Origin of the sequence: Shewanella polaris, assembly GCF_006385555.1 — a bacterium.
In the GTDB taxonomy this organism is placed as follows: domain Bacteria; phylum Pseudomonadota; class Gammaproteobacteria; order Enterobacterales; family Shewanellaceae; genus Shewanella; species Shewanella polaris.
Genome location: NZ_CP041036.1, coordinates 2,152,042 through 2,178,462, shown reverse-complemented (window position 1 = coordinate 2,178,462; position 26,421 = coordinate 2,152,042). Strand labels below are relative to the sequence as shown.

General features: G+C 40.5%; 20 protein-coding genes. 11 read left to right on the top strand and 9 right to left on the bottom strand.

Features of this window, described 5'->3' with window-relative positions:
- Positions 1-69 precede the first annotated feature (69 nt).
- The 3 genes from FH971_RS09505 to FH971_RS09495 form a co-directional block, all read right to left on the bottom strand.
- Complete coding sequence (locus tag FH971_RS09505; RefSeq protein ID WP_240778467.1) at positions 70-1,119, bottom strand: HNH endonuclease; 1,050 nt, start codon at positions 1,117-1,119, stop codon at positions 70-72.
- On the bottom strand, positions 1,119-1,775 hold the full coding sequence (locus FH971_RS09500; RefSeq protein WP_140234138.1) for a class I SAM-dependent methyltransferase: 657 nt from the start codon (positions 1,773-1,775) through the stop codon (positions 1,119-1,121). The genes FH971_RS09505 and FH971_RS09500 overlap by 1 nt, the downstream gene beginning before the upstream one ends.
- A gap of 167 nt (positions 1,776-1,942) precedes the next feature.
- Positions 1,943-2,839 carry a CLCA_X family protein gene (locus FH971_RS09495; RefSeq protein ID WP_140234137.1) on the bottom strand — a complete coding sequence of 299 codons (897 nt, stop codon included), beginning with the start codon at positions 2,837-2,839 and terminating at the stop codon, positions 1,943-1,945.
- A gap of 584 nt (positions 2,840-3,423) precedes the next feature.
- On the opposite strand from FH971_RS09495, the gene FH971_RS09490 reads away from it, so the two are divergent.
- Together FH971_RS09490 and FH971_RS09485 are read left to right on the top strand one after the other, a co-directional pair.
- Positions 3,424-3,744, top strand: a complete 321-nt coding sequence (locus tag FH971_RS09490) for a heavy metal-binding domain-containing protein (protein ID WP_140234136.1) — start codon at positions 3,424-3,426, stop codon at positions 3,742-3,744.
- A gap of 223 nt (positions 3,745-3,967) precedes the next feature.
- A complete protein-coding gene (locus tag FH971_RS09485) occupies positions 3,968-4,420 on the top strand; it encodes a DUF302 domain-containing protein (RefSeq protein WP_140234135.1) in 453 nt (150 codons plus the stop codon).
- A gap of 211 nt (positions 4,421-4,631) precedes the next feature.
- Here FH971_RS09485 and FH971_RS09480 read toward each other — a convergent pair whose 3' ends face one another.
- Together FH971_RS09480 and FH971_RS09475 are read right to left on the bottom strand one after the other, a co-directional pair.
- On the bottom strand, positions 4,632-7,388 hold the full coding sequence (locus tag FH971_RS09480; RefSeq protein ID WP_140234134.1) for a PAS domain-containing protein: 2,757 nt from the start codon (positions 7,386-7,388) through the stop codon (positions 4,632-4,634).
- A gap of 3 nt (positions 7,389-7,391) precedes the next feature.
- On the bottom strand, positions 7,392-7,799 hold the full coding sequence (locus tag FH971_RS09475; RefSeq protein WP_140234133.1) for a response regulator: 408 nt from the start codon (positions 7,797-7,799) through the stop codon (positions 7,392-7,394).
- Positions 7,800-8,027: 228 nt separating this feature from the next.
- Here FH971_RS09475 and FH971_RS09470 point away from each other — a divergent pair, with 228 nt between their 5' ends.
- Complete coding sequence (locus FH971_RS09470) at positions 8,028-8,717, top strand: Hpt domain-containing protein (RefSeq protein ID WP_140234132.1); 690 nt, start codon at positions 8,028-8,030, stop codon at positions 8,715-8,717.
- Between the two features lie 356 nt (positions 8,718-9,073).
- On the opposite strand, the gene FH971_RS09465 is transcribed toward FH971_RS09470, so the two are convergent.
- The 3 genes from FH971_RS09465 to FH971_RS09455 are packed head-to-tail and all read right to left on the bottom strand — an operon-like array spanning position 9,074 to position 13,614.
- Positions 9,074-10,471, bottom strand: a complete 1,398-nt coding sequence (locus FH971_RS09465; protein WP_140234131.1) for an efflux transporter outer membrane subunit — start codon at positions 10,469-10,471, stop codon at positions 9,074-9,076.
- A gap of 5 nt (positions 10,472-10,476) precedes the next feature.
- Complete coding sequence (locus FH971_RS09460; RefSeq protein WP_140234130.1) at positions 10,477-12,420, bottom strand: MacB family efflux pump subunit; 1,944 nt, start codon at positions 12,418-12,420, stop codon at positions 10,477-10,479.
- A gap of 3 nt (positions 12,421-12,423) precedes the next feature.
- A complete protein-coding gene (locus tag FH971_RS09455) occupies positions 12,424-13,614 on the bottom strand; it encodes an efflux RND transporter periplasmic adaptor subunit (RefSeq protein ID WP_140234129.1) in 1,191 nt (396 codons plus the stop codon).
- 750 nt (positions 13,615-14,364) lie between these two features.
- Between FH971_RS09455 and FH971_RS09450 the strand changes: the two genes are divergently transcribed.
- Together FH971_RS09450 and FH971_RS09445 are read left to right on the top strand one after the other, a co-directional pair.
- Positions 14,365-15,579 carry a multidrug effflux MFS transporter gene (locus tag FH971_RS09450; RefSeq protein WP_140234128.1) on the top strand — a complete coding sequence of 405 codons (1,215 nt, stop codon included), beginning with the start codon at positions 14,365-14,367 and terminating at the stop codon, positions 15,577-15,579.
- Positions 15,580-15,714: 135 nt separating this feature from the next.
- Positions 15,715-16,524: a regulatory protein RecX gene (locus FH971_RS09445; protein ID WP_140234127.1), complete on the top strand. Its 810-nt coding sequence runs from the start codon at positions 15,715-15,717 to the stop codon at positions 16,522-16,524.
- A gap of 80 nt (positions 16,525-16,604) precedes the next feature.
- Here the strand turns inward: FH971_RS09445 and FH971_RS09440 are convergent, their stop codons facing one another.
- Positions 16,605-17,441: a mechanosensitive ion channel family protein gene (locus tag FH971_RS09440; protein ID WP_137227222.1), complete on the bottom strand. Its 837-nt coding sequence runs from the start codon at positions 17,439-17,441 to the stop codon at positions 16,605-16,607.
- 463 nt (positions 17,442-17,904) lie between these two features.
- Here FH971_RS09440 and hyaA point away from each other — a divergent pair, with 463 nt between their 5' ends.
- The 6 genes from hyaA to hypF are packed head-to-tail and all read left to right on the top strand — an operon-like array spanning position 17,905 to position 26,384.
- On the top strand, positions 17,905-19,041 hold the full coding sequence (gene hyaA / locus FH971_RS09435; protein WP_140234126.1) for a nickel-dependent hydrogenase small subunit: 1,137 nt from the start codon (positions 17,905-17,907) through the stop codon (positions 19,039-19,041).
- Positions 19,042-19,043: 2 nt separating this feature from the next.
- Positions 19,044-20,747 (top strand): nickel-dependent hydrogenase large subunit, encoded by a 1,704-nt coding sequence (gene hyaB / locus FH971_RS09430; RefSeq protein WP_140234125.1) that lies wholly within the window; start codon positions 19,044-19,046, stop codon positions 20,745-20,747.
- 30 nt (positions 20,748-20,777) lie between these two features.
- Complete coding sequence (gene cybH / locus FH971_RS09425) at positions 20,778-21,446, top strand: Ni/Fe-hydrogenase, b-type cytochrome subunit (RefSeq protein WP_140234124.1); 669 nt, start codon at positions 20,778-20,780, stop codon at positions 21,444-21,446.
- A gap of 15 nt (positions 21,447-21,461) precedes the next feature.
- Positions 21,462-22,016, top strand: coding sequence for a HyaD/HybD family hydrogenase maturation endopeptidase (locus FH971_RS09420; RefSeq protein WP_137227226.1), 555 nt, complete (start codon positions 21,462-21,464; stop codon positions 22,014-22,016).
- A complete protein-coding gene (locus FH971_RS09415; protein ID WP_140234123.1) occupies positions 22,003-23,934 on the top strand; it encodes a NiFe hydrogenase in 1,932 nt (643 codons plus the stop codon). The genes FH971_RS09420 and FH971_RS09415 overlap by 14 nt, the downstream gene beginning before the upstream one ends.
- A 53-nt stretch (positions 23,935-23,987) precedes the next feature.
- Positions 23,988-26,384 carry a carbamoyltransferase HypF gene (hypF, locus tag FH971_RS09410; RefSeq protein WP_140234122.1) on the top strand — a complete coding sequence of 799 codons (2,397 nt, stop codon included), beginning with the start codon at positions 23,988-23,990 and terminating at the stop codon, positions 26,382-26,384.
- The last annotated feature ends 37 nt before the right edge of the window (positions 26,385-26,421 follow it).

The following is a 26,421-nucleotide window of genomic DNA, read 5'->3' as shown; positions in this document are numbered from 1 at the left end:
AGAATTTTTCCTGTCTTATGGCGTTTTTTGATAAAAACCATATTCAATTTTAGAGATTAAGCGATTAATTTAGCAATCGATCGCAGAACTTCCCAAATAAGGCACAAATGTCTTACCTTCTAACCAAAGTAAAACATTACTTTGTGACCCTTGCTGGTAAGCCCAACTCGCAATAGCCTCTGAACGACGACAGTCCGCTCTAAAATATCGACTTAATTCGCTTGTAATTAGTGCAGAATGTTTAACTATATTTTGTTCATACCATGCATCTTTATGGCTTTGGGCTGCAAGGTGTGCGCTCTTTTGACGATTACAGCTGTCATGGGCTAGGACAAAATTATGTGCAAGATCATTTGGGTATCTCGCCCAAGGGATGAAATGATCCACTTGCCCTGTTCTTAGAATTTTCCTTTTACAGTAAAAACATAAACCATGCTGAATATCATGCATTACATGTCGAGCTTGTATTAATGACTGGCGATTACTGCCAAACAGAAAGTCACTCAAGTTACCCTTGTCACCTATGACTTCCTGATTTTGTGGATAAGCGCGTATTTTATCAATCCAGCTGTTTCTTACCAAACCAACCACAAGATCATGAAAACGTCGAAAACAAAAGCTGATCCCCGGCTGTAATTGAATATAATTTTTCGAATTATCATGTGAATAGTAATAGCAGTCCAACTGACCGGCCAATAGCTGTAAACGCCATAATGGCCCTTCTTTAAGCACTTTTAAGGCTTTATTGAGTAATTTTTGCCAATCTTTATGTTGCTTCAATTGACTTATGCTGGTTACGCCTTGTTGTTGTAATAAGTAGATCTGATTGATTATTGCAGCTTGAGTACCGGTATTTTGTAACAGGATAAACGCTTTACCATCAACTTCACCAAAGGGTGAGGCATGTTGCCAGTAGAGTTCGATAAATTTTTCAGTGATTTCAGTGTAATAAACCTTGTCTTGACTGTCTGGGTCTAAATCAAGCCTCAGTGGACGTTCTATGCAGATGTCGGCAATCGCATTTAACAAAGCAAACTTGTAAGTTGCAACAAAATCACCTTCGACCAACAGGCGTTGTAAATAATTAATAAAGGCAACTTGTTGAATAGGTTCAAGCATTATAAATTCCTTCCTTGCCCATTATCTTCACTGAAAGTCTTCCTTAATGCCATGGTCTGCCAGCATACACCGCTTCGACCTAAGGTATCCTCATCTCTATCGGTAATCTTCACCATCTGCAAATCGTATAACGGTGCAAGCCGAACAATCTCATCCACATAGACGGGATACATTAATCGCTCGTCATTACATTCCCCATGGCGAAGTGTGATGACTATTAATCCATTGTCCTCCATTAATGCCGACAAGGCTGCCAGCGCTTGGTTTCTTTGTATGGGTTCAAGGTGCATCCACACAGCACTCAATAACACCAGATGATATTTATGCTGCAAAGCTTTTACATTGATAAGTTCTGGAAGCATATCGTCAATCCAAATGACATTGAGCCCCAAGGTAGTCTGTTTACCAATGTGCGCCAAACGCTCTGCGGGCTCAACTGCCACCACGAATGCTTTTTGATTATCAACACCTGTCAACTGGGCTAAATAGCGCGCATCTCGACCCGAGCCTGCACCTACATCAAGAATGTGGATTTTATCAATGGTATTAAGTCCTGCGAGAAGTTCAAGCCAACGCCCATGGACGTCGTCAAATGAAAGAGACAGGTATAACTCTGCAAGGGAATCAGCCTTGTCATCATAAAATAAAATACTCACTTAGCCTTCCTTATGCAGTGCTGGTTACACTTCTGAGTGTAAAGCAGGATGTAGATCTAAAATAACAGCTTACTATAACAGTAAGCGTTTGATACTTAATAGCAGTTCCCGTTATTCTGCATCCATATTTACCTCAATTAAACTCATTCTGTGGAACCTCGCAGTATCTAACGCTGCTCTTTATCAAACGCTAACCCTAAAGGTTCAAAATATTTCATCATGGTTTGATATATTTCATGGCAATGCTGTGCATCTGGATATGCGCCATGTTTAGCAAGTGGTGAGTTGATAGTGCTATTTACTAAGTATGGGTTAGAGATTTCTGCATAGTCTTGTGAATACATTTCAATGCAGGATTCAAAGGCTCGCGCCATCATTTCAGTAGGTTTGGCAAAGTAATGGCAGCCTTGCTGTTTATCTAATACGATGGAGCGGCGAACATAATCGTGAGGTTCTTGGCCATTAGTATTGAGCAAGGTGACTTGGAATAACTTTGAGAGTTGTTGATTAAGCGGGTGAGCAACTATGGATTTATCGGCCAGCCAGTTGTCGCTGGCACAAGCAAATAAATTAGCACGACTGCTTTTAACTCGACTTGTATTGGCATTTTGTTCTGCTAACGCCAGGGAGGATAAATATGGGTCTAATAAACTGTCGTCGATAAACATTTTGTCGGCAATGTAATGATCGAATGCATGCCAAAATTCGTGAGCCAACGCCCCTGCTCCGGCATTTTTGGCCAATGCCAGTTCTCGGTATGCTGGTGAGTAATGAGCTTGTACTCCTTTTTGGCCGCCATGGCCAAAGGCAAAGCGTAAGCTGCCGCGTAAACCTATTAACTCAGGCGGCACGGCTAAAATATTGGCAAGATCGGCTAGTGAATCAAAAATCAAATTAGCCGCAAGTGCTGACTCTTCACGATTGACCCATTTGCCAACGCGAATATGTTGTAGGCCAAAGGTATGCTTGATGTCGAGAAAGCTTACCGAGTCGCCATTACGATAGTCTGGCCCTATACGTTCAAAATGACGTTGATGATTTAATAACGAGTGATGTGAAGCCAAACAAACCTCTTAACGACTAATGATACGATTAACGCCTAACATTTTACTGAGAGACCAACACCAAGATTACCAATGGACTGCTTACAGCCACTGCACTTGTAAACATTGAACTTACAACCATTGCACTTGCAAACATTGAACTTAAAAAATTGAATTTATTAATCCATGGAGAGAGATCCGCTGACGTTATCAATAACAATCATCATAAGTCCGGAATAATTGTGGTAAACAGAAGCCCTAATAATAGTAGTGATTAGGCGAGCGTAATAAACTTAAACCTGTATTTGCATGATTATTCCTAAATATGCAAAAAATAAAGTATTACCCTAAGTAAATTTTTAACTTACATTCACTTTCGCGAGTATTTATTCACACTAACGATGGGTAAATCAAGTAAAAAGCTATCAACATACTGCTCGTTTACTTTATAAGCTTTTACGTCCACCAGCGAATTGTGGATCGTATACACCACAATAGCTCGCTAAAGTATAAACGAAACTATCCAGTTAATTGCTACTAATTGAATTCCCATTTTAGTCTGTTCGCAGTACGATAATTAAGTGCCCTTGTTTAATGGAGGATTTATGATTTATACCACTACAGAAACGATTCCAGGTAGAGACATTATTGATATAGTCGGTATTGTTACGGGAAATGTTGTTCAATCAAAACACGTTGGACGCGATATCATGGCTGGACTGAAAAGCATTGTGGGTGGCGAGATCCGTGGTTATACAGAAATGTTAAATGAAGCCAGAGATGTTGCCATTGAACGCTTAGTTGACAGTGCGGCAGAAAAAGGAGCCGATGCGATTGTGGGGATCCGTTTTACAACGAGTGCAATTATGGATGGTTGTTCCGAAATAATGGCTTTTGGTACTGCGGTAAAATTAGCATCACAATGATAATTTAGGTCAACATTCGATACTCAACAATACGTATTAATGGATTTTAATCGCTCACTGCACTCCAGTATCAGGCTAGTTACGTTATCAAGGGTCAATATGATAACGAGCAATGGTTAACCCGTTAATGGGTCATGGTGTATAGTTATTAGACAAATGTTTTTGCAAATTAAGCTTGGTCAAAGTGCCATCATTAATCAAACATAACCAATAGGTAACCATTATGATTAGAAATATTTCGCTAGCCCTTGTTGTCTTGATAGCATCTACTCAAGCTTATGCGGTCGAAAGCCTTATCACTCTTGAAAGTCATTACTCAGCCAAAGAAACTGCTGACAGATTTGAGTCGATTATAAAAGACAAAGGATTTACGGTTTTTACGCGGATTGATCATCAAAAAAATGCTGCCAGTGTGGGATTAACATTAAGGCCAACTGAAGTCATCATTTTTGGAAATCCTAAGATTGGTACGCAATTAATGCAGTGCAGCCAACTCGTCGCGATTGATTTACCTCAAAAGGTTTTGATTAGCGAGGATGCTGATAACAACGTTTGGCTGTCGTATAACAATCCGGAATACATTAAACAACGTCATAATATTAAAGGCTGCGATAAGGTGATCAATAAAATCTCAGGTGTACTCAGTAAGTTAAGCAATGCGGCAACGTCCAAGTAAACAGTGCTTAATAAAGCACTTTACGCTTAAACCATCGGTTATAAATGATTCAAGGTTAAAAACCAAATAATTAACAAGACCAAAGATGCTGATTATGGTTTGCCTTATGATGACCAAACGAGTTAGCGTTTATGCGCTAACTCGTTTTTTATTTCCCTGTAATAAATAATGGCTTACCTTACCATTATCGATTCTGATATATCTCAGACTTCTACTGTTCTACTGATATGGGCAATCGAATATAAAACCGCGAACCAGTGCCTGTTTCAGACCGATAACCAATACTGCCATTCATTGCTTCAATCAGCTCTTTACATAGCGCCAAACCTAAACCAGTACCGCCTTTAGCTTTAGAGCTACTGGCATCGGCTTGGGAAAATCGTTCGAAAATCTTGCCTTTAAAATCTTCTGGGATCCCAGAGCCTTGATCTTGCACAGCTATCTCAATCTCATCATAAATTTGGGTGGCAGACAGGGTTACGTTACCCGCTTTAGGTGAAAACTTAACCGCGTTAGAGAGAAAATTGGTCAAGATTTGTAATAGACGATGCTCATCAATATAAAGCAAGGCTTCACCCATTTGCTTTTCCAGTTGCAGTGTTAGCGTAATATTATGCAGGTCTGCGTAGGGTTGATGATCATTAATCGCTCTTTGTAAAAGAGGTTCAATAGGTAAGCGTTTCATTTCAAACAACATCTTTCCTGCAGCGAGTTTTTCTATATCTAATAAGTCATTGATTAAACGGCTAAGCTGTTTACAGTTGCTGCTCGCAATATCAATTAGTTTGTCTGCTTTGGCCGGTAACGTGACTAACTTGCCAGACTGCAATAAATTTAATGCACCATAAATTGAGGTTAAGGGTGTACGAAGTTCATGACTTACTGTCGAGATAAATTCATCTTTGACTTGTTGTAATTTCATTCGGTCTGTAATGTCTTGCACTGAGCCTATCAGTATTAAATCTGGGTTTTTATCTTCGGCAACTAACTGCCCTAGTTCGTGCACCCAGCGAACTTCGCCGTTCGGTCGAATAATGCGATGCACCACATTATGGATACCAGTTAAACGAGCCTCTTGTTCGCTTTTAGCCACTTTGTCGATATCGTCAGGATGCACAGCACTTTTAAACAAGGTGATACTTGGAACGATATCTTGTTCATCTAATCCAAATATTTGATAAATAATGGGTGACCACCATAAGGTTCCCAGTTTCAATGATGCTTGCCAATAACCAATTTGAGCTTGCTCACTGGCTAAATCTAAACTTTGCTGAGCAACATTGAGCTGGTGATTGAGTTCTTCGAGTTTGAGATAATGTTCTTTGGTTTGGGTAATGTCTTGAATATACCCATGCCATAAGGTACTGCCATCAGGCATCATCTCTGGTGTCGCACTGCCCGACATCCACGTCACTGTATTGTCATCTCGGTAAACACGATATTCTTGTTTCCAAAGCGTCTGATGTTTGGCAGATTCTTCGATACTCAGCGCTACAGCAGCTAAATCTTCTGGGTATATTCTGGTAAAAGCATTAGAAGCGTCGGTTAATACATCTTCTGGTTTTACACCATAAATATCTTCTATTGCATCGCTAGCGTAAGGAAATGCGCTTCGTCCGTCTGGCCATGATTGATATTGATAAACCACACCAGGCAATTGCTGTGTGAGTTTGTAGAGTTGATCTTGCAGCTTTTTTTCTTTGCTCACATCCATAATAAAGCCGTCAAGGTATTGCACTGCACCAGTACTGTCATATTCAGCAGCACCGCGCTCTTCTACCCACACTACGGATCCATTTTTGTGCAAAATACGGAAATTTAATACCCAACTAGTGTGGTTTTGCACTGCTTTTTCGATAATTTCAAATAACTCTGCCCTGTCGTCAGGATGAACGATACTCACATAATAGCGCTGGTCATTATTAATGAAATCGCTGGCAGGATAGCCCGAAAGATCATAAATATGTTCACTCATATACAGCATGGTCCAATATTCATCATGCTGACATCGGTAAGTCATTCCCGGTATATTGGCAACCAAAGTTTTAAACTGATCTCGACTTTGCAATAATGCTTGCTCGTTATTATTTTCTTTGGTGATATCGGCCTGTGTGCCATACATCATCAGTGGTTTGCCATCGGCTGAATATGAAACAACTTTGCCTCTATCATGCACCCACACATAATGGCCATCTTTGTGCTTCATTCTGCATTTAACGTCATAAAATGGGGTTGATCCATTGAGGTGATCATCTAAGGCGGTATCTGAATAGGCCAAGTCATCTGGATGTATCATTGATATCCAGGCTTCTATAGTAATGGGTTCAAGCTCTGCAAGCGTATAACCAATAACTTCTGCCCAACGTTCGTTACAATTTGATTCACCAGTTTGAATATTCCATTGCCAAGTGCCGATCCTCGTACCTTCAAGCACTGATCTGTACATTTCCTCGCTTGCTACTAATAGCTCGTGTGCCTGTTCTTGTAATTTGTCTTGAATTTCTTGCTCAACACTCTTGGCAAACTCAAAAACGATTTGTCGTTCTTTGTCTGTAAACTGGCGAGGTTGGCTATCAATAAAGCACAGTGTGCCGATGTTTTCACCGTTATTAACTAACGGCACTCCGGCATAAAATCGAATAAAAGGCGCGTTTACAACTAACGGGTTATCTGCAAATCGACTGTCGAGAAGAGTATCAGAAACTTCAAAAATGTCTGTTCCCAAAATGGTATGCCCACAAATTGAGATATCTCTACTTGTCTCGCATACCTCTACACCTTGTTTAGACTTAAACCATTGGCGGTTAGAGTCGATTAATGAAATAAGCACTATGTCGGTGCCGATACAAAGTTGAGCCAAATGGGTTAAACGATCAAAGCGCTGCTCTGGATCCGTATCTAACAGTCCCGTATTTTGTAACGAGATGAGTCTTTCTTGCTCGGAATGAGGTAATACAGGCGTTAGCATCGGTTACTCCGGTTTGTTAATGTCTGCGGACGCTAGGTAAGCTTGATAAATAGACTCAAGTCTATCGCCAAGACTCATAGCATCAAACGGTTTTTCAATAATGGCTATTGCGCCTGCATCTAAATATTCTTTTTTTTCAGATTGTTGAATACGAGCGGTCATAAAAACCACCGGAATGTGTTGGCAATGTGGCTTTTTACGGATCTCAATGAGTGTTTGAAGACCATCCATACCGGGCATCATGGCGTCTAATAATATTAAGTCAGGCGTAAAATGGTCTATTTGGTTAATGGCTTCATTTCCGCCCTCACAAGCAACTAACGTAAATCCTGAGATATCAACAAGCGCCATTTCAACAATCACTCGAATCGACTCATCATCTTCTACATGTAAAATTTTATCTAACGGCATTCCGACTCCGGTTAATTTGGTTTAATACCCATATTTGGCTACATTTGTAACTAATATTGTATTATTATTTTTGATGTAGCAAACTAAGTTGTTGAATAATCACATTGACTGGCCATAAATCTCGTCAATATATCGTTATAGTTCATCCAATATCGTCCTATTTAGTCACTGCTATTATTCTTTTTTGTAGTAGATAAACAACGCCATCATCTACCGAGAACCCTTAATATGAAAGCGAATAAAATGGCTATTAATCAGCAGCAAGTTGACGGAACTCACAACAAGGTCGCTAATAATATTAGCTCAGAATTAGAAAATATGACCTTAGAATGTTTACTGGAACCTTTTGGTGGTAATGAAAAATTTTATCGCCGTTTAATAAAGGTTTTTGAAAAAAATCTTGAGCCACAACTGCAAAATATAGAGTTGATGATTTCGCAAAAAAACATCAAGGAGCTATTACGCTTGGTTCATACCCTTAAAGGGAGCTCTGGAACGACTGGCTTATCATCACTTTACCAATACCTATGTGACCTGGAGAGTAAGTTAGCGGGACTGGAAGCGGCTAATGAGGTTGATATATTAAATTCAGAATTGGGTCAGCAATTACGTTTAGTCGCACAAGCTGAAATGTCGAGTATCCACGCACTATTAACAACAGATGAAGTTAACCAATCAACAGAGACACCATCCGCTGTTGATTATTCAGTCCCTGAACTCACCTTGATGCTAACGGAGCTGAAGCAACATCTACAAGACCACAATCTCAAGGCGCTTCATATTACTCTGTCACTTCAAAATAAGTTACTAGGACATACACACCTTGAACATGACTTAACAGTGCTTTGCAATGCAGTCGAAATATTAGATTTTGAAACAGCACAGGTAGCATTATCTTCGTTATCAAAAAAGTGGTAACTAATATCAATTCTATTAAATATCTGGTCATGCACCGGAAATTTATGCCTTCTAGACAAGTAATAGATTGTAGGCAAATCATAATTAAATGGGGTTAATCTGGGATATCGTATTGCATCTGTATTTATTATCTACGAGAGACTGATTCGTTATTTTGGCACACTAACTAAGAAGACAGCTTTAATTAAGCCCAATTCCAGGTAACAATTGATGAATGCTAAAAATCACAGTTAACCCTAGTCGGCCATATTTGTAGCTAATAGTGATAACCCGTTACCCCTCCTCACTTAAACAAAAAGCCCGCTGTGCATGCGAGCTTTTGTTGTTATATATCATATAAATTTAACTGTATTTTATTATTCCGTTACAAGTGGCGCTGCAATATCGCTGCCTCCAAGGGCTTGATAAAGCGTGGCTTGAGCACTGAACTGGTTATAACGATTAGCCAGCAATAACACTTCTGCACTGCGTTGAGTTTCTTTGGCGTCTAACCAGTCTTGAATACTTACCGCACCATTTCGGTACTGGCTTGCATAAATGTGCTCTGCGGCAGACGCTGCGTCATATTGTTCACGTAATTTCTGTTCTTGATACTGGTAATGTTGTCGTGCAGAAATCGCGTTATCGACTTCTTTAAATGCGTTGTAGAGTGTTTTCCTGTAGGTCACCACTGCAGATTCAACTTCCACACTCGCCATTTGTTTATACAATTGCATTTCGTTCCACTGCACAAATGGTAGTACTAAGTTTGCGCCTAATGTGCCAATAGGATTTTGTAGTAAGTCTTTTAACTCGTTAGACGCGGTACCTAGCGAGCCAGAAAGCGTGAGTGTAGGCAAGTAACCAGCAAAAGTGGCATCTTTTGACGCATATGCAGATTTAAGCGCATAAAGTGCCGACTTTACATCGGGTCGTCGGATCAAAAGATCAGCGGGTATACCTTCAGCGATGGTTGGAATAGCATCGCCCGGTAATTTGTCTATGTGTATAGGCATTTTTGAAGGCGGTTGATTATATAAAATCGCTAATGAATTTTGTGCCTCTGTAAGTTGTTGCTGCAAATCACTGTGACTTGCTTGTTGCCCTGCCAAATTACTTTTAGCCTCGAATACATTCAACTGAGATACTGCTCCAGAACGGTACTGACGTTCAGTAAGATCAAGTATCTGTTGTGCATAATCGACGCTATTTTGACTGAGTGCAATACTCTGTTTGAGATAGCCGATTTGCCAATATAATGTTGCAGTGGTGGCCACTAAACTTTGTGCTGTACTTTCTCTATCTTCGGCGGTGGCTAGGCTGGTCCATTTTGCGGCGTCCATATCGGCAGAAACGCGTCCCCACAGATCCAGTTCGTAACTTAGCGATACGTTACTGCCATATTCAGTAGCACTTGCGCCACCCTCTAATGGTTTTGATTTTGAGCCATTGAGGTTTGCACTAATTTGCGGGTAACGTTGAGTATCAGTTAAACCCGCTTGGAGGCGAGCGGTGCGCAGTGTCAACGTCGCTAAGGCTAAATCATTATTAGTGATTAATACTTGTTCAATTAATTGATTAAGCTCGGGATTATTAAAGCTCTGCCACCAAGGGTCAAGGTTGACTTGTTGATTTAGACTAACACTTTGCCAGCTTGTTGGAATATCAACTTCTGGAGGTGTAAATTCAGTGCGCGTAAAACTGCTGCAACCCGTTGCCAATGAAATGCAAAACGCGATGGTTGAGAGCCTTAGGGTTATAGATCGTTTTATCATTATCGTTATTCTCTTGCTAAGGCATCAACAGGGTCGAGTTGCGCTGCATTGCGTGCGGGTAAAAAGCCAAATAGTATACCTATGAGCGTTGAGCAAGCGAATGCGGCAACAATCGAAGTGGTTGAATAAATCATTTGGAAACTCCCCCCTGTAAAAGCAAAGATCTGACCAATTAAGTAAGCTAGCCCAATGCCTATAATGCCACCACATAAACAGACCAAAACCGCTTCAATTAAAAACTGGCGCAAAATGTCGCCCTGCCTTGCGCCTACCGCCATGCGTACACCAATCTCTCGGGTTCGTTCAGTGACAGATACCAGCATAATATTCATTACACCAATGCCGCCAACAATAAGAGAAATAACCGCAATGGCAGAAATCAATAAGGTCATAGTTTGAGTGGTTTTTTCAATACTTTCACGGATCGTATCAGTATTAATCGTGAAAAAATCTTCTGTACCGTGGCGCATTTTTAGTAACGAGATAATACCTTGTTCGGCAGCATTACTGGGTGCCGATTGATTAATTCTGACGGTAATGCTGTCGAGATAACGTTGGCCAACCATGCGACCAGAAACGGTGGTATAAGGTACCCAGACATTTAATGCGTCGCTGTTACCAAACGCACTCTCTTTAGCTTTGGTGACGCCAATTATTCGCACCGGTAAATCACCAAGAAAGACCACTGCCCCAATGGCTGACCGTTTAGGGAAAAGTGATTGGCGGGTGTTGTCGTCAATGACGGCTTCTTGTGCCAAATTTAACACACTGGTTTCATCCCAGAATTGTCCCTCTGCCAATTCATAACCCCGTACGCGAAAATATTCTGCACCAACGCCATTAAAGCTGGCAGAAACGGCTTTATTGGTATATCGAATAGTGCCGGAACTGCTAATTGACGGTGTGACGCTGTCTACATAAGGTAAGACCTTAAGCGCATCACTGTCTTGTGCTGTTAACGTACGAACCCTGCCTGCACGGCGATCACCAAAGCCACTACCAGAACGAACATCGATAGTATTGGTTCCCATAGAACTGATATTTTCTAATACCGATTGCTGTGAGCCATTACCCAACGCAACAACTGATACCACAGAAGCGATACCGATAATAATACCGAGCATGGTTAAAAAGGTACGTACACGATGAGATAGCATGGCAATCAATGCCATTTTAAATGCTTCAATGTAACGGTCCCAATTAAGCCATGAACTAGGTTGCGATTTAATCTCAGGTAGTTTTTGTTGTTCTGCTGCTTTGCCATTTAATGCATCGCGGATAACGACACCATCTTTAAGCTCAATGATCCTGTCGGCAAAATGGGCCACATCCATGTCATGCGTGACAATAATAATAGTATGACCATCGTGATGAAGCTCTTGCAATAAAGCCATCATGTCTTTACCGCTGTGGCTGTCAAGTGCGCCAGTTGGCTCATCAGCTAAAATGACATCGCCACCATTCATCAATGCACGAGCTACACTAACTCGCTGCTGTTGACCACCACTCAGCTGGCTTGGTTTATGATTGAGGCGATCCGCTAATCCCAAACGAGACAACAAACTTTCGGCTCTTTTTTTACGATCTTTTTTATCTTTCCCAGCATAAATAGCCGGTATTTCAACATTACCGACGGCATCGAGATCACCCAGTAGATGGTAACGTTGAAAGATAAAACCGAAATGTTCACGCCGTAACTGAGCAAGTTGGTCCGCATCCATGGTAGAAGTATCTTGCCCATTAATGGAATAACGTCCTTTAGAGGGCTTATCTAAACAGCCTAAGATATTCATCAGGGTTGATTTACCTGAGCCCGAAGCCCCCACAATCGCAACCATTTCACCACGATTAATGCTGAGATTGATATTGGAAAGCACCGTGAGTTGCTGCTCTCCTGCGGCAAAAGTGCGGTAGACACCTGAAATATTAAGTAACGCTTGTTCAGTCATTGCTTAAAACCCCATCGGTGGGCGGCGATTGCCTCTTTTACTGCTCACAGAATTTGAGGCTGGCGCACCAAGTACAATTTGTTCGCCTAGTTCAAGTCCTTTGATAATTTCAGCACTGATTTTATTATTAATGCCCACACTAACATTGCGATATTCGATTTCACCATTAACCAAAACCGGCACCCTATAACCAGGTTTGGGCCCAAGGGTTTTCTGTAATACTTGCGCAGGCACAATCAAGACGTTTTTTGCTTGGTTAAGTACAATAGACACTTCAGCTGTCATACCAATGCGTAAAATACCATCAGGATTTTCAACATCAAACAGGCCGTTGTAGTAAATCGCATCAGTATCACTTGAGGTCATATTGCTATCATCGCCGTCCATGATGGTTGGCCCTGGTTCAATCGCACGTAAAGTGGCGTTATAGCGGTTATTGGGTTGGCCAAGAATCGTAAAATAGACTGCTTGTCCTGACTTTACCTTAATGACATCAGCTTCTGAAATTTGAGCTTTAACTGTCATTTTATGCAAATCAGCTAATTCAACAATTGTAGGGGTTGATTGCGATGAGTTAACGGTCTGGCCCACGGTAACGGCAGTGTAAACAACCATTCCATCCATTGGTGCTTTGATGGTTGTATAACCTAAGTTGAGTTGAGCACTCTCTACGCTAAGCTTAACTTGTTCTTGTTCGGCTTTTAGTTGATCAAGTTCTGCTTTGTAAACTAACAATGAGGCTTGAGCAGATTCATAATCAGCTTTAGAGCTAGCGTTATCGGCTAACATGGCTTTTTGACGATTAAATTCTTGTTGGGCTTGATCTATTTGAGCTTGTTTGGCTCGGTACTCGGCTTTACTGCTTGTGAGAGACGCGAGTGCTTCTTTTAAACTATTTTGTTGAGTCAAACTATCAATTTGAGCAATAAGCTCACCTTGTTTAATTTGTTGACCAAGCGTAACGGGCAACTTGATAATTTGTCCTGAAACTTGAGCACCAACACTGACCAATTTAGACGCTTGTAGCATGCCATTGGCCAACACGCTATTTTCAATATCACCACGTTGCACTTGTTCGGTCGCGTAATTAGGCGCGTCGCCATCTTTGTTGGCAACATAAATAGCAGCGCCACCAGCTAATATAGCAATAGCAATGATGACGATAATCAGCTTATGTTTATTGGTTTTTTTCATGATTTAATAACGTCCGTAGAGATAACAAATAGAAAACAGCATAAAATAATCATATTGGTGTCCTTGCCGAAAATGCTTAGTTGGTGAGTTCAAAAGCGAACTTGAAATATCATTGATAAGGCCAATATGGTTTTGTAACAATGTTTAACCTCAATATTATAAAAACAGAGGTTAAAGGTAGGTTAAGAAGATTCTTGTTCACACAATAACTATTGCATAGAAATATGGACCCTTCTAGCGCGAGTGTTAACACTCTTTTATTTAACAAAAAGGATAAATAAAGACGGTTCAAACATCTCTGAGTTGATTTATTAAACACCCTTTTTGTTGAGCAATTCAATCTGCCTATAATGAAAAATGTTTAATCTTTATTACTATAAAGGCGTTGATGTTAATCATAGATCTTCTAGATTTTTCATTCTACAGAGAATGTTGTAAACCTATGTCAATACAAGTAATTGAATGTAAATGGAGACTTAATGATAAATACCTCAATATATAGTACTTAAATGTCGCTTTTTAGTTTTCATTAAATAACTTTGGCAACATTCTGATGCTGTAATTAAGCCTTTAAATACTCTATCCAAATACACATTAATCAATATTATTTGTGTGAGTATTTGCGATTGAAATGAGTCGTTAACCAATGATGCTCTTAACCCGGTCTTAACCGGCTATTTGTTAGTCTATTTGTAGCCCTTTTGGCTTTTATATTGCGTGAATATTTTACAAACGATTTGGAGTGCTAGTTTGAAAGTAGAACAACCTATTTTAGGCTCAACAGGTACCTTATTCTTCTTAGTCGTAGTGAGTGCATTTCCACCATTAACCACCGACTTATACTTACCGGCCTTACCTACCATGGTCGAAACACTTAACACCACTCAAACCATGGTCAATCTGACGTTAAGTGTTTATTTTGTTGCCTATGCGCTTGGGTTGCTTTTTTGGGGGCCGTTAAGTGAAAAGTTTGGTCGTAAACCCATCATGTTGTTTGGCTTGGGTATTTATGTGATTGCCAGCTTGTTATGCGCTCTATCGAATAATATAGAAATGCTTATTGGGGCTAGACTACTTCAAGCATTTGGTGGCAGTGCCGTCACCGTTGTGGCGACTGCTATCGTAAAAGATTTGTATGATGGCCGCGAACGCGAAAAAATCATGGCGACCATTATGTCTTTGGTGATTATTGCACCTATGGTTGCTCCTATACTTGGCGCTTTTTTACTAAAAATTGGCTCGTGGCATATGATGTTTTATGCACTGGCTATTTTTGGTGCTATCTCGACTTTATTGACTGTGTTTTACCGTGAAACATTACAGCACCGATATACTGGCTCGGTGTTACGTTCATGGGGAAGAATAGCCGTAGTTACCAACAATCCGAAGTTTGTTTCCCTATTAGCGATATTTACCATTCCGCCTATGACATTAATGGCATTTTTAGCTGCGGGATCTTATATCTATATCGACGGTTTTGGATTATCGGAACAAATGTTTAGTTATGCTTTTGCTTTTAATGCGCTTGTCGCATCATTTGGCCCGAGTATCTATATGAAGCTTTCTCGTACCATTGCAGTGCAAAAAATAATTACGGTTTTTTTTATTATCCTGATGTTTTTAGGTGTATTAACCTACTCCATTGGTCATCTCTCCCCGTGGATTTTTGCTTTCCTTGCTGCACCCGCTACGCTGGTGGTCATCGCAACGCGTGTTCCTGGCATTAATTTAATGTTGGATCAACAATCCGGTGATACGGGTTCTGCAGTGGCGGTTATTCAATTTTGCTCGATGATGGCGGGTGCTATCGGTATGACGTTAGTGTCATTGCGTCCTGATGATTTAATCCATAATTTAGGGATTATTCAGTTCAGTATCGGTGCAATAGTCAGTTTATTATGGTTTATGGTAAAAAAACGACCTTTTGTGGTCGATAATATCCCTAAACAACAGGACCACATTTAGTCATCATCATAAGGTTCTGTTTACCCGCTATTCACGCGCAGTATTTAGTTTGCCGGATACACAATAGGACTTAATAAATACCGCCTTAAACTGCTACTATAATGTGGTTATTTTTTACTATAAGACAAATTTTCTATGCAGCGGCCGCCATTACGTCAAGCTAAAACCATCGATAACGTTTTTAATAGTGCCTATTGGCACCTCGGTCAGCAGGATTTCACCATTAATGAAATCCGCATCAAACTTGAGCGTAAAACCGAAAACCAGCAATGGATTGATACCGTATTAGCCAGACTTATAGAAGGTGGTTATTTAAAAAATGACTATGATTTTGCGGTGCGATATTGTGAGTTGGCTTTTAGCAATCAACTCGGGAAAGGTGCAATAAAACGTAAGTTACAAATACGCGGCATATCCGCTACTGAGATTGATAACGCAATAGAACAAGTGATGGATGAGCAAAATGTTGATAGTTTTGAAATGGCCACGTCTAGGCTGTTAAACCGTTTTGTTAATTTTTATGGTACCAATAAAGAAAAAGTGTATAACCAGATGACCGCAAAAGGGTTTTCGCGTGCAGAAATCGATCACGCATTAGCACAACACCCACAACGTGATACCCTGCGAAGTAAGTTAGCCGTAAAAGCCGATAAAGTGGACTTAACAACGGAAATAATCAAACTGTTTAATAAGGGTAAAGGCAAAACACTTATCTTGCAGGAGCTCAAACAACGATTGATTGACGTGAGTGACTTTGAAGAAACGCTGTACCAATTAACACTTACTGAGCAAATCGATTTTTATCAAAGCTGTAAAACAGAGCTGGCTAAGAAACGCTATAACTTAACCGATTATAAAGATAAGTCGAAGGCCTATGCGTATTTGTCTCGGAAAGGGTTTGACAGTGATGAAATAAAAGAAGCAATGAAGCTGGATGATGAATAAGCAAAAATCGAACGATTAACGATAAGCTTTGGTTATTTCATCTCAACTCGGATTAAGAGTTGAGATGAAACCTAAATAAGTTAATTAAAGTTTTCTTGGTAAGCAATCATAAAGTCTTCTCTTATTAACTGCTCTAACTCAATAGCCCGTTCTGTGGGGCAAAAAATCATAATATGAACATTTTGTTCACCGTTTATGCCACTAGTAATATGAATATGCGGTTCACTGCCCGGTAAATCGACTCCGGCATGTTTTTCTATCACATTGTTGTAGCGTTTTGCCACTTCAATAAAGTCTTCACAGTGCTGTTCTATTTGACGGGTCAATGAAGGAAACAGCGGATAGAGATTAACAAACTGAACCACGGTAATCGTTATGTTGTGGTAAACATACCGTTTCATAAAATTGAGGTTTTTAACTGCATAAGTAAAAAACATGCTGTTTGGTAAGGTGGCCGTTTTGCCTGTGTAATGGTATTGGCCATGATCAAGGTCTATTTCTTGGATCACTGTGGCCATGAGATTATGTTCAATCACTTCACCGTATATTTTGCCTACTTCTATCCAATCACCTATCACAAACGAACGCGAGCTCGCACGTTGTATTGAACCGGTAAAACACAAAATAATTTCTTTTGATGCAATCACTAAAGCAATTGCAATTGCCGTAACGGATAACGCAAATTTACTGACTTCTGATTGCCATAAGACGAACAAGATAATCAGTATTAATAGAAAAGTGCCATTTTTAGTCCGTGACATCCACTTTCGTTGCACATCAGAAAGGAAAGCGACATCACCACGAATACTTGAAATGACAAAGCGTTTAATAACTGAAATAAGCATGACTATTAACACGGTTAGTAATAATTTGTGCTCAAGAAAGAAATCGACCGTTAAAACTAATTTATCTACCAAACCTGCAACCTATTTATTTTCATACTGATGATATTGAGAATCACTGTTATTTTAAGTCGACACTCTATGAGGAATGTCACCAGAAAACAAGACTATTACCTCTTTACTAATTAGTTGTCACAGTGCGATAGATCTCATTTTTACATAGACGCGGTATCGTTAACTAAATATAAGAGACATTCCTATGAATAACACTCTCGTATACTCATATTTCAATACAATCAGTAAATAATGGACTAGATCACATCAAGTATAAAATCGTGATCTGTGACATTTTGTCCAAGTTCAATTTTGTTAACTTGATCAACATCATAAATTAGGCGTTTTAACCTTACTTATGATATAGCAAATTCTCACAAGTTGATTTACATCAAAAGATGATTTTTAATCCAGTTTTAGAATTGATACCGATGATTGCAATTAATTAATAGCTACTTAACTAGCTTAAGCAAAAGGTATCAATATGGACACACATGCAGCCCTATATAAGCAGGGTAAAGACCGTCTTGATTATTTACGCCAATTTGCCCAACGTCAGCCTGTCTCATTACAACAAAAAATGGCCGATATAGGGATATCTCGTCGAGACTTCATAAAATGGACCGCGTCGGTTACGGCAATGTTTGCCTTGCCTCTCCCCTTTAGTAACTTGGTCGCTGAAGCGGCTGAATTAGCGGATAGAGTCCCGTTAATTTGGTTACATATGGCAGAGTGCACGGGCTGTTCCGAGTCGTTAATTCGTACCGACACCCCTAATTTAGACACCCTTATTTTTGATCATATTTCACTCGAATATCACGAAACGTTAATGGCTGCCGCAGGTTGGCAAGCAGAAGAAAATTTAGAGAACGCATTAGAAACCTATAAGGGCCGTTATTTACTGGCTGTAGAAGGCGCTATCCCTACGGCCAATAATGGCACCTTTTTAACCGTTGGTTGTAAAGGCCATACCGGTTTACATATTGTAAAAGAAGCAGCGAAAAATGCGGCTGCAATTATCTCTGTCGGTACCTGCGCCGCTTTTGGTGGTGTACAAGCCGCAGCACCTAACCCTACAGGGGCTAAGGGGGTTTATGAAGTCGTCGATAAACCTGTGATTAATTTAGGCGGATGCCCTCCCAGTGAAAAGAACATTGTCGGTACATTAATGTATTTCATTATGTTTGGTAAATTACCGGCATTGGATATGTTCAATCGTCCTAAGTGGGCTTATGGCGCTCGAGTACATGACAATTGTGAACGCCGTGGTCGCTTTGATGCTGGTGAATTTGTTGAAGAGTTTGGCGATGAAGGCGCTAAAGAAGGTTATTGCCTTTATAAAATGGGTTGTAAAGGACCTTACACTTATAACAATTGTCCGACAGAAAGATTTAACCATCATACAAGTTGGCCTGTATTAGCTGGTCATGGCTGTATGGGCTGTTCTGAACCAGATTTTTGGGATGATATGGCAGATTTCGAGAAACCTCTTGGACGTCAACTGTTACATGGCCTTGATGCCACCGCAGACACAATTGGTGCGGTAATTTTAGGCGCTGCCGCAGTAGGTATTGGCGCCCATGCTGTTATTAGCGTATTTGCTAAGCCTTTGGAGGAATAATCATGAGTAAACGTGTCGTTATCGACCCTATCACCCGCATCGAAGGCCATTTACGTGTTGAAGTTGAAGTCGATGATAATAATGTCATTACTAAAGCATGGTCATCATCTACCTTATGGCGGGGTATTGAGGTTATTCTGAAAGGCCGTACTCCAATGGATGTGGGCTTAATTGTGCAGCGTATTTGTGGCGTTTGTACTTATTCACATTATCGTTGTGGCACTGAGGCTGTTGAAAATGCCCTAGGTGTGAAAATCCCACTCAATGCAAAATACCTGCGCGGCATAATGCAGGCCTCTTTGTTTATGCATGATCATATTGTTCAATTTTACCATTTACACGGTTTAGACTGGGTGGATGTGGTATCGGCATTAAGTGCAGATCCTGCCTTGGCTGCCAAAGTCGCGATGAATTACTCGGATAAACCCATTGCCGCAGGTGAAGGTGAATTGAAAGCGGTACAAGAACGAGTTAAAGGTTTAGTCGAAACCGGTAAGCTTGGTCCATTTGCAAATGCATATTGGGGCAATGGTACTTATCGATTTACCCCTGAGCAAAACTTAATTGCACTATCGCATTATTTGAAAGCGCTTGAAATACAACGTGTAGCCGCTGAAATGTTAGCTATTTTTGGTGGTAAATCCCCGCATCCACAGTCAATTGTTGTGGGCGGCGTCACCTCAGTACGCGATATGTTAAGCCCTGCCCGTTTACAAGAATGGCAACAAAAACACGCCATAGTACAAGACTTTATTGAGCGTGCTTATCAAGCCGATATCATAATGGCGGCAGAAGCATTTGGCGCTGAAGCCAGTGTGCTTGGCGGCGTCAATGTGAATAATTTCTTAAGTGGTGAAGATTTTATTACTGCCGACGGTGAGTATTTATTTAAACAAGGGGTGATTTTAAACGGTGATTTAGCCAATGTGCTGGACATTGACCCTAGTTTGATTAAAGAAGACGTCACTCATGCTTGGTATAAAGCTGATGGTCCACAACATCCTTATGAAGGAACAACAATTCCCGAATACACTGGGTTTATTGAACGCGATACCGTTTATGGCAAGTTACCAACGGTTAATGGCTCGGGTAAGTATTCATGGGTTAAGTCACCGCGTTATCAAGACGAACCAGTAGAAGTAGGTCCTTTAGCATGTTTATTAGTGAACTATGCCCGCGGTAATCAAGCAGTGGTCAATCTGGTTGATGGCTTTTTAGCACGTACGGGTTTACCCATTGACGCCCTATTTACCACTTTAGGTCGTACTGCTGCACGGATGTTACAAGTGAAGTTAGTGGGTGAATCTTGTTTGAAAACCTTTGAAGCCCTACTGGTTAATATACAGTCGGATGAATCAACTTACGTAAAACCTGAAATAGATTCAAGTCGAGTTTATGAAGGTTATTCCATGATAGAAGCCCCTCGCGGTATGTTAAGCCATTGGATCCGAATTAAAGGTGCCAAAGTTGAAAACTACCAAGCTGTGGTCCCTACTACCTGGAACGCTGGTCCTGTGGATGTTAACGGCAAAATGGGCCCTTATGAAGCTTCGTTGATTGGTTTAAAACTGGAAGATCCAACTAAGCCATTAGAAGTCATTCGTATTATTCATTCCTTTGATCCTTGTATGGCATGTTCAGTTCATGTGATGGATTACAAAAAACACACCTTAGGTCAATTTAAAATTGATTCAAATGGGTTTTAATCAAAGGTAATGGAGTAGGAGGGAAAAAGTATGGAACATATTGCAACCCACATTCGCGAGCTTGAATTTACTCCAGCGATACGAATATTTCACTGGACGCGGGCCTTGACCATTGTGATCTTGGTGATCACTGGGTTTTATATCTCGTGGCCATTTTTAGTGGCGCCAGATAGTACCGATGTATTACTTCAAGGTTGGATCCGCTTTGCACATTTAATTTGTGGATTTGTACTGACCGCAATCACTTTAGTGCGCGCTTACTTGTTTTTCTTTAGTCATAGGAATAATGAAAGACGGTCATTTAGAGATGTATTGAATCTGCGAAGCTGGATTGCCCAAGTAAAATCTTATTTCTGGATGGGGAATTTAGATAAAGCTGGCGCCTACGGACCATTGCAGTTTATGACTTATGCGGTTATTTCATTAATTGCATTACTTGCCTGTATTACCGGTTTAGCACTTTACGCCAATGTGTATCACTTAGGTGTTGGTGGATTACTAAGTGATAGTGCAGCATGGATAACGTGGTTATTTGGTGGTTTAGCACCTTTGCGGATCATTCACCATTATTTAACTTGGGCCTTCATTATCTTTTTGTTGATCCATATGTATATGGCGGTGTGGTCTGGTATTCGCTTTAGACATAATTCAGTCGATACCATTGTGACTGGTTATGATTATCACAAAGTACATAAATAGGATGAATGGATTCTAGTGAAAAAAATATTGCTGTTAGGTATAGGCAATGTATTGTACGCCGATGAAGGAATCGGCGTACATTTTGTCAATTATATCAAAGATAAATACCAATTTAGCCATCAAACAGACCAGGTCGATATTGTCGACGGTGGCACCCTAGCCCAAGGTCTTATTCCGATGATTAGCCAATACGATTATTTAATTGTGGTCGACACAGTCAATAGTATTGATGCTGAGCCTGGCGAAGTGTACTTTTTTGATTTTGATGATGCCCCTGCTGAAATTGATTGGCAAGGCAGTGCGCATGAAGTAGAAATGCTGCAAACACTCAACATGATGGACATTGTTGGCGATAGACCTCAAACATTTGTTTTAGGTGTTACTCCTACAGTAATTGAACCCATGATTTTAGGGCTCACGCCAAATTTACATGCCGCCATTCCGGTGATGGAACACACACTGTTATCACATTTAACTGACTTAGGATTTAGCCAGCAGATTATGAATAATATAACCATTGATCAGGTAATCCCTGACGCTTATAAGCGAGGTTGCTATGTCGATGCATAATATTCGATTTGATTTTATATGCCAACGACCCGTTCCATTATACGAGTATTTATGTAATCAATATCTTGATCGCACTGAACTCAACATTAGTATTGGTTCTGAGTTGTACCCTCAAACCAGTAAAATTCGTTATTTTATCGAAGCTTTTGCAACACAAGCTCAGTTAGAAGAATTAGCTGATGATATTGCCAGTGATTTTTTATTGTCGGTGTGGTTATTAGACACGCATATCCAAAGCATTGAACAACATAGCGGGCAACGAAAACCACTGGACCTTAAAAACAATAATTCCGATTTACCACTGTATTTTTGTCAACATTGCCAACCAATATTCGGCGATAACCAACAATCTTTATTTGCTGATATCAACCTGCAATGCGAACACTGTAAGGGACATAACAAACTATGTCGTGAACTAAAGTCGTTAACACGCCACGATATTATGGCACTGGCAGATAGATTATTTACCGATAAATCGTTAGCTCTGCCTGTTATCGGCACTACCTTGTGGTTAACCCCCCCCCCCTTAGTGTTAGATAATCAAGCGGCGACATCAAAAGCGGATCTAAATCAAACGGTTCAATATCAACGTCCACGTATTTTGATTTGTAATCCAAATTCACTTAATAGCCACTTTATCGTCAATGATAGCCAAGTATTGGCCTTATCTAGCATTGAGAAGCCATTATTGAGAGTGAGACCGAGTAGCGATCATCCTTGTCTAACGGCACCGCTTTATGAGATACAATTTGCTCAAAATCGTTTGTTAGTGATATTGGCTGAAGTCCTCCGTCAAAAAGGGATCAATTGGTTATATGTCACCACTGAGATCAACCCAAATGCGAGCAAAAGCGATGTAGTTGATAGGCCCTTACGCTTGGCAAGTATTAATCAGCATTGGATGCCTATTACCACCCTAGACAGTGGTTTGATCCCGTTACCTACTAACGAGACTTGTGTACACGACATCAGTCATTATCAAGATGACCATTATTCATTTACGGCTAAAAACAGCAAAGCGACAATTAACTGGCAAGTTAATCCTATCGACCCAACATCACTCAATGCAGCTAAGAATCGTGTGAAGCCTTTAAGTTATTCCAGCCACGATATATCGGCTAGCTTATGCGCCTTAAATGCCGCGGTATTAAGGTCTGACCCAAGTGAACATCACCGTAAACCGCAATTTGTAAAACATGCAGCAGTATTTTATTTTAACCATAAAAATACCTGCCAAATTGTGACTGTTGATGGTAATAGTGAGGCTGAATTATTTTTTGAAATGCCTAAGTTACCTTCCTCAGGTTATGGTATTTGTCACAGTTTGACTGAGTCTCCACAGAAAAATATTTTGGATAAATTTAAACAACAATTTCCAGCTGAATATAATCAATTATTGGATATGCACATTCATGAAGACGACGGTTCCTTGGCACAATTAATGGCCGTTGCGACTCTGATTATTGGTGCCTACCCCGTTGAGACAGCCCAACGAGTAACAGTGACAGAACTTGCAGATAAATTTATCGCATTGGCGATGTCACATCATGGCAATAATGCGCCACGAATTGACTTTCCACTGACTAAAGGTATGGCGCATCGAGGCCTCAATTGGTGTAAAACCTTAGGGACCTTAATGAGCTTTAAACTTGCAGGTGAAACCAATTTAGCCAAACTTGCATTCGCATTTCATGATTCATTTGCCGACTATTTAAGTCATTGGGTAGAACATTTAGATCAAAATATTGGTGTAAAACAATTGGTGATTGCTGGCAATGAGTTTGCTAATCCGGTGTTAACCGAGCGAGTGCAATTACGTATTGGTAAAAACTATCCGCTGGTGGTAAATCCTTTATTGGATTTTGATGGCGTTAATATCGCAATAGGTGGTCTATATCTCAAACAGCGCCGCGGATAAAAAGTATCGTATGGTATATCAGCTGTTGCTTATTTGGGTGGGATTGAGTCTTAATGAAGCCATTACAACACGTTACCATTATTGTTAAAGGTATTGTACAAGGGGTCGGATTCCGCCCCTTTGTATTTCGTCTTGCACATCAATTAAATTTAGTGGGTAGTGTGCTCAATAATCATCTCGGGGTGACCATAGTGTTACAAGGCCGCGGTGATCTTATCGATGAATTTGTTGATACCTTGACTCAATTGCCACCGCCATTAGCACGGATTGATGCGATAGAATTAACTCATCAAGCTCATTTAAGCTCAATGACCTGTTTTAGTATTATCGACAGTGAACCCACTGCCGGCGAACATGCCAAAGTGGCCATTTCTGCCGACATGAGTATTTGCCACGATTGCCACAATGATATTGACGACCCACATAATCGCCACTACCAATATCCTTTTACCAATTGCACCAATTGCGGTCCGCGCTACACCATTATCAATGCCCTGCCATACGACAGATGCAATACTGCCATGGCTGATTTTGAAATGTGTGATGACTGCCATGCTGCTTATACTGACCCACTGAATCGCCGCTATCATGCTCAGCCTATCAGTTGTCCACATTGTGGACCGCAATTATCATTTAGTTCTATTAATGATAATAATGAATTTCTTTATGATTCATCGATGTTAGTCGCATTAGAGCAAGCTGTTGAAATGATAAACCGTGGCGGCATAGTCGCCATTAAAGGATTAGGTGGATTCCATTTAGTGTGCGACGCCACCAATAACGATGCCGTTGAAACACTGCGCCAACGCAAACAACGCCCCGCCAAGCCGTTTGCCATTATGGTGACAGACTTAGCCCAAGCACAATTGTGTGTCAGTGGTACTAATGCAGAATGGCGAACATTAACCAGTGCAGAAAAACCCATTACCTTGATGAAAAAACGGGTTAATAACAACATTAATATTAATGGTCAGCATAACGGCGATATCCAGTTGAGCCCTTTGTTAGCACCCGATATCGATAGACTTGGAGTATTTTTACCTTATACCCCTTTGCATCATTTATTGATGAAACAACTTAACAAACCGATTGTCGCAACCAGTGCCAATCTGAGTGGCGAGCCCATCATCACCAATAAAACAGCTATAGTGCAACATTTAGGTCATGTAATAGATGGCATACTCGACCATAATAGACCGATTATTAATGCTTGTGATGACAGTGTAGTACAAGTAATTAACGACCAATTGCAAGTCATTCGATTAGCCCGCGGTTACGCGCCGTTAACCATTAATCTTCACTCGCCAATGCTTACTGACTCGCAAAACAGGGTTTTGGCAGTTGGTGCACAACAAAAAAATACCGTCGCATTCGGTTTTGACAACAATCTAATTCTATCACCACACATTGGTGATTTATTTAGTGTTGAAGCGCAACAATATTTTAGCCAAAGTTTAGCCACATTTAAGCGTTTGTATGACTTTACTCCCAACTATATTGCCCATGATAATCATCCGCAATACGCGCCAACTCAATGGGTCGATAATTACCAAAAAAAGCATCAAATACCCTCTTCTCATATTATTGGCGTACAACATCATTTTGCCCATGTGTTGTCGATTATGGCCATTCATCAACGTACAGATAAGGTTTTAGGATTCAGTTTTGATGGTACAGGGCTAGGTGATAACGGCGCATTATGGGGTAGCGAAGTGATGTTAGCTGATATCAACGGATTTACCACGCTGGCGCACTTTAGCTCATTTAAATTAATTGGCGGTGAGCAAGCCATTAAACACCCTGTAAGGATCCTGCTGGCATTATTGTTTGATCAAATGCCTCTAGCAAAAGTAATAACATTACCTATTGCAGCGATTCAGGCATTAGGGACGCAAACCATCACTAATTTATATCAATTATGGCGCAACAACAGCCATTGTGTTGAATGCCGCTCTGTTGGACGTTTATTTGATGCACTTGCCGTAGCATTAGACTTTATTGGAAGTTCGCAGTACGAAGGCCAAGCGGGCATGATGATTGAGTCTGCAGCAAATGCTTATACTAGATATCCAATTCAGTCATCCTTAGCAATAAGAATTAACAGATTAGCAGCAGATTCGACAGATCCTATCCAATGGCACAGCAGTGACTTTATCACTCAGTTAGTAAATTGTGCAGTAAACAACGCTCAAAATCCGCTGATTAAGCAGCAGCTTTGTTGGCAATTTATTAACCTGATTGGCCAGCAACTCAATGATATTGGCCAACAGTATTCGTATTTACCGCAAGTATATTGTGGTGGTGTATTCCAAAATAAAACCTTACTCAGCCAGTGTATCGAAGATTGCCATCTTGGTCAGCGAGAGTATTTAGCCAGTGGTAATGTGCCGATTAATGACGGTGGTATTTCACTAGGACAATTATGGTTTGCTATTCATCATATGGTTTAATGGATGAATGTGATTATTATTGATTAATCAAGTTATT

Coding starts and splice junctions, on each gene's coding strand:
- FH971_RS09505 (WP_240778467.1), bottom strand. CDS start 1,119: ATGCTTGAACCTATTCAACAAGTTGCCTTTATTAATTATTTACAACGC.
- FH971_RS09490 (WP_140234136.1), top strand. CDS start 3,424: ATGATTTATACCACTACAGAAACGATTCCAGGTAGAGACATTATTGAT.
- FH971_RS09485 (WP_140234135.1), top strand. CDS start 3,968: ATGATTAGAAATATTTCGCTAGCCCTTGTTGTCTTGATAGCATCTACT.
- FH971_RS09480 (WP_140234134.1), bottom strand. CDS start 7,388: ATGCTAACGCCTGTATTACCTCATTCCGAGCAAGAAAGACTCATCTCG.
- FH971_RS09475 (WP_140234133.1), bottom strand. CDS start 7,799: ATGCCGTTAGATAAAATTTTACATGTAGAAGATGATGAGTCGATTCGA.
- FH971_RS09470 (WP_140234132.1), top strand. CDS start 8,028: ATGAAAGCGAATAAAATGGCTATTAATCAGCAGCAAGTTGACGGAACT.
- FH971_RS09465 (WP_140234131.1), bottom strand. CDS start 10,471: ATGATAAAACGATCTATAACCCTAAGGCTCTCAACCATCGCGTTTTGC.
- FH971_RS09460 (WP_140234130.1), bottom strand. CDS start 12,420: ATGACTGAACAAGCGTTACTTAATATTTCAGGTGTCTACCGCACTTTT.
- FH971_RS09455 (WP_140234129.1), bottom strand. CDS start 13,614: ATGAAAAAAACCAATAAACATAAGCTGATTATCGTCATCATTGCTATT.
- FH971_RS09445 (WP_140234127.1), top strand. CDS start 15,715: ATGCAGCGGCCGCCATTACGTCAAGCTAAAACCATCGATAACGTTTTT.
- hyaA (WP_140234126.1), top strand. CDS start 17,905: ATGGACACACATGCAGCCCTATATAAGCAGGGTAAAGACCGTCTTGAT.
- hyaB (WP_140234125.1), top strand. CDS start 19,044: ATGAGTAAACGTGTCGTTATCGACCCTATCACCCGCATCGAAGGCCAT.
- cybH (WP_140234124.1), top strand. CDS start 20,778: ATGGAACATATTGCAACCCACATTCGCGAGCTTGAATTTACTCCAGCG.
- FH971_RS09415 (WP_140234123.1), top strand. CDS start 22,003: ATGTCGATGCATAATATTCGATTTGATTTTATATGCCAACGACCCGTT.
- hypF (WP_140234122.1), top strand. CDS start 23,988: ATGAAGCCATTACAACACGTTACCATTATTGTTAAAGGTATTGTACAA.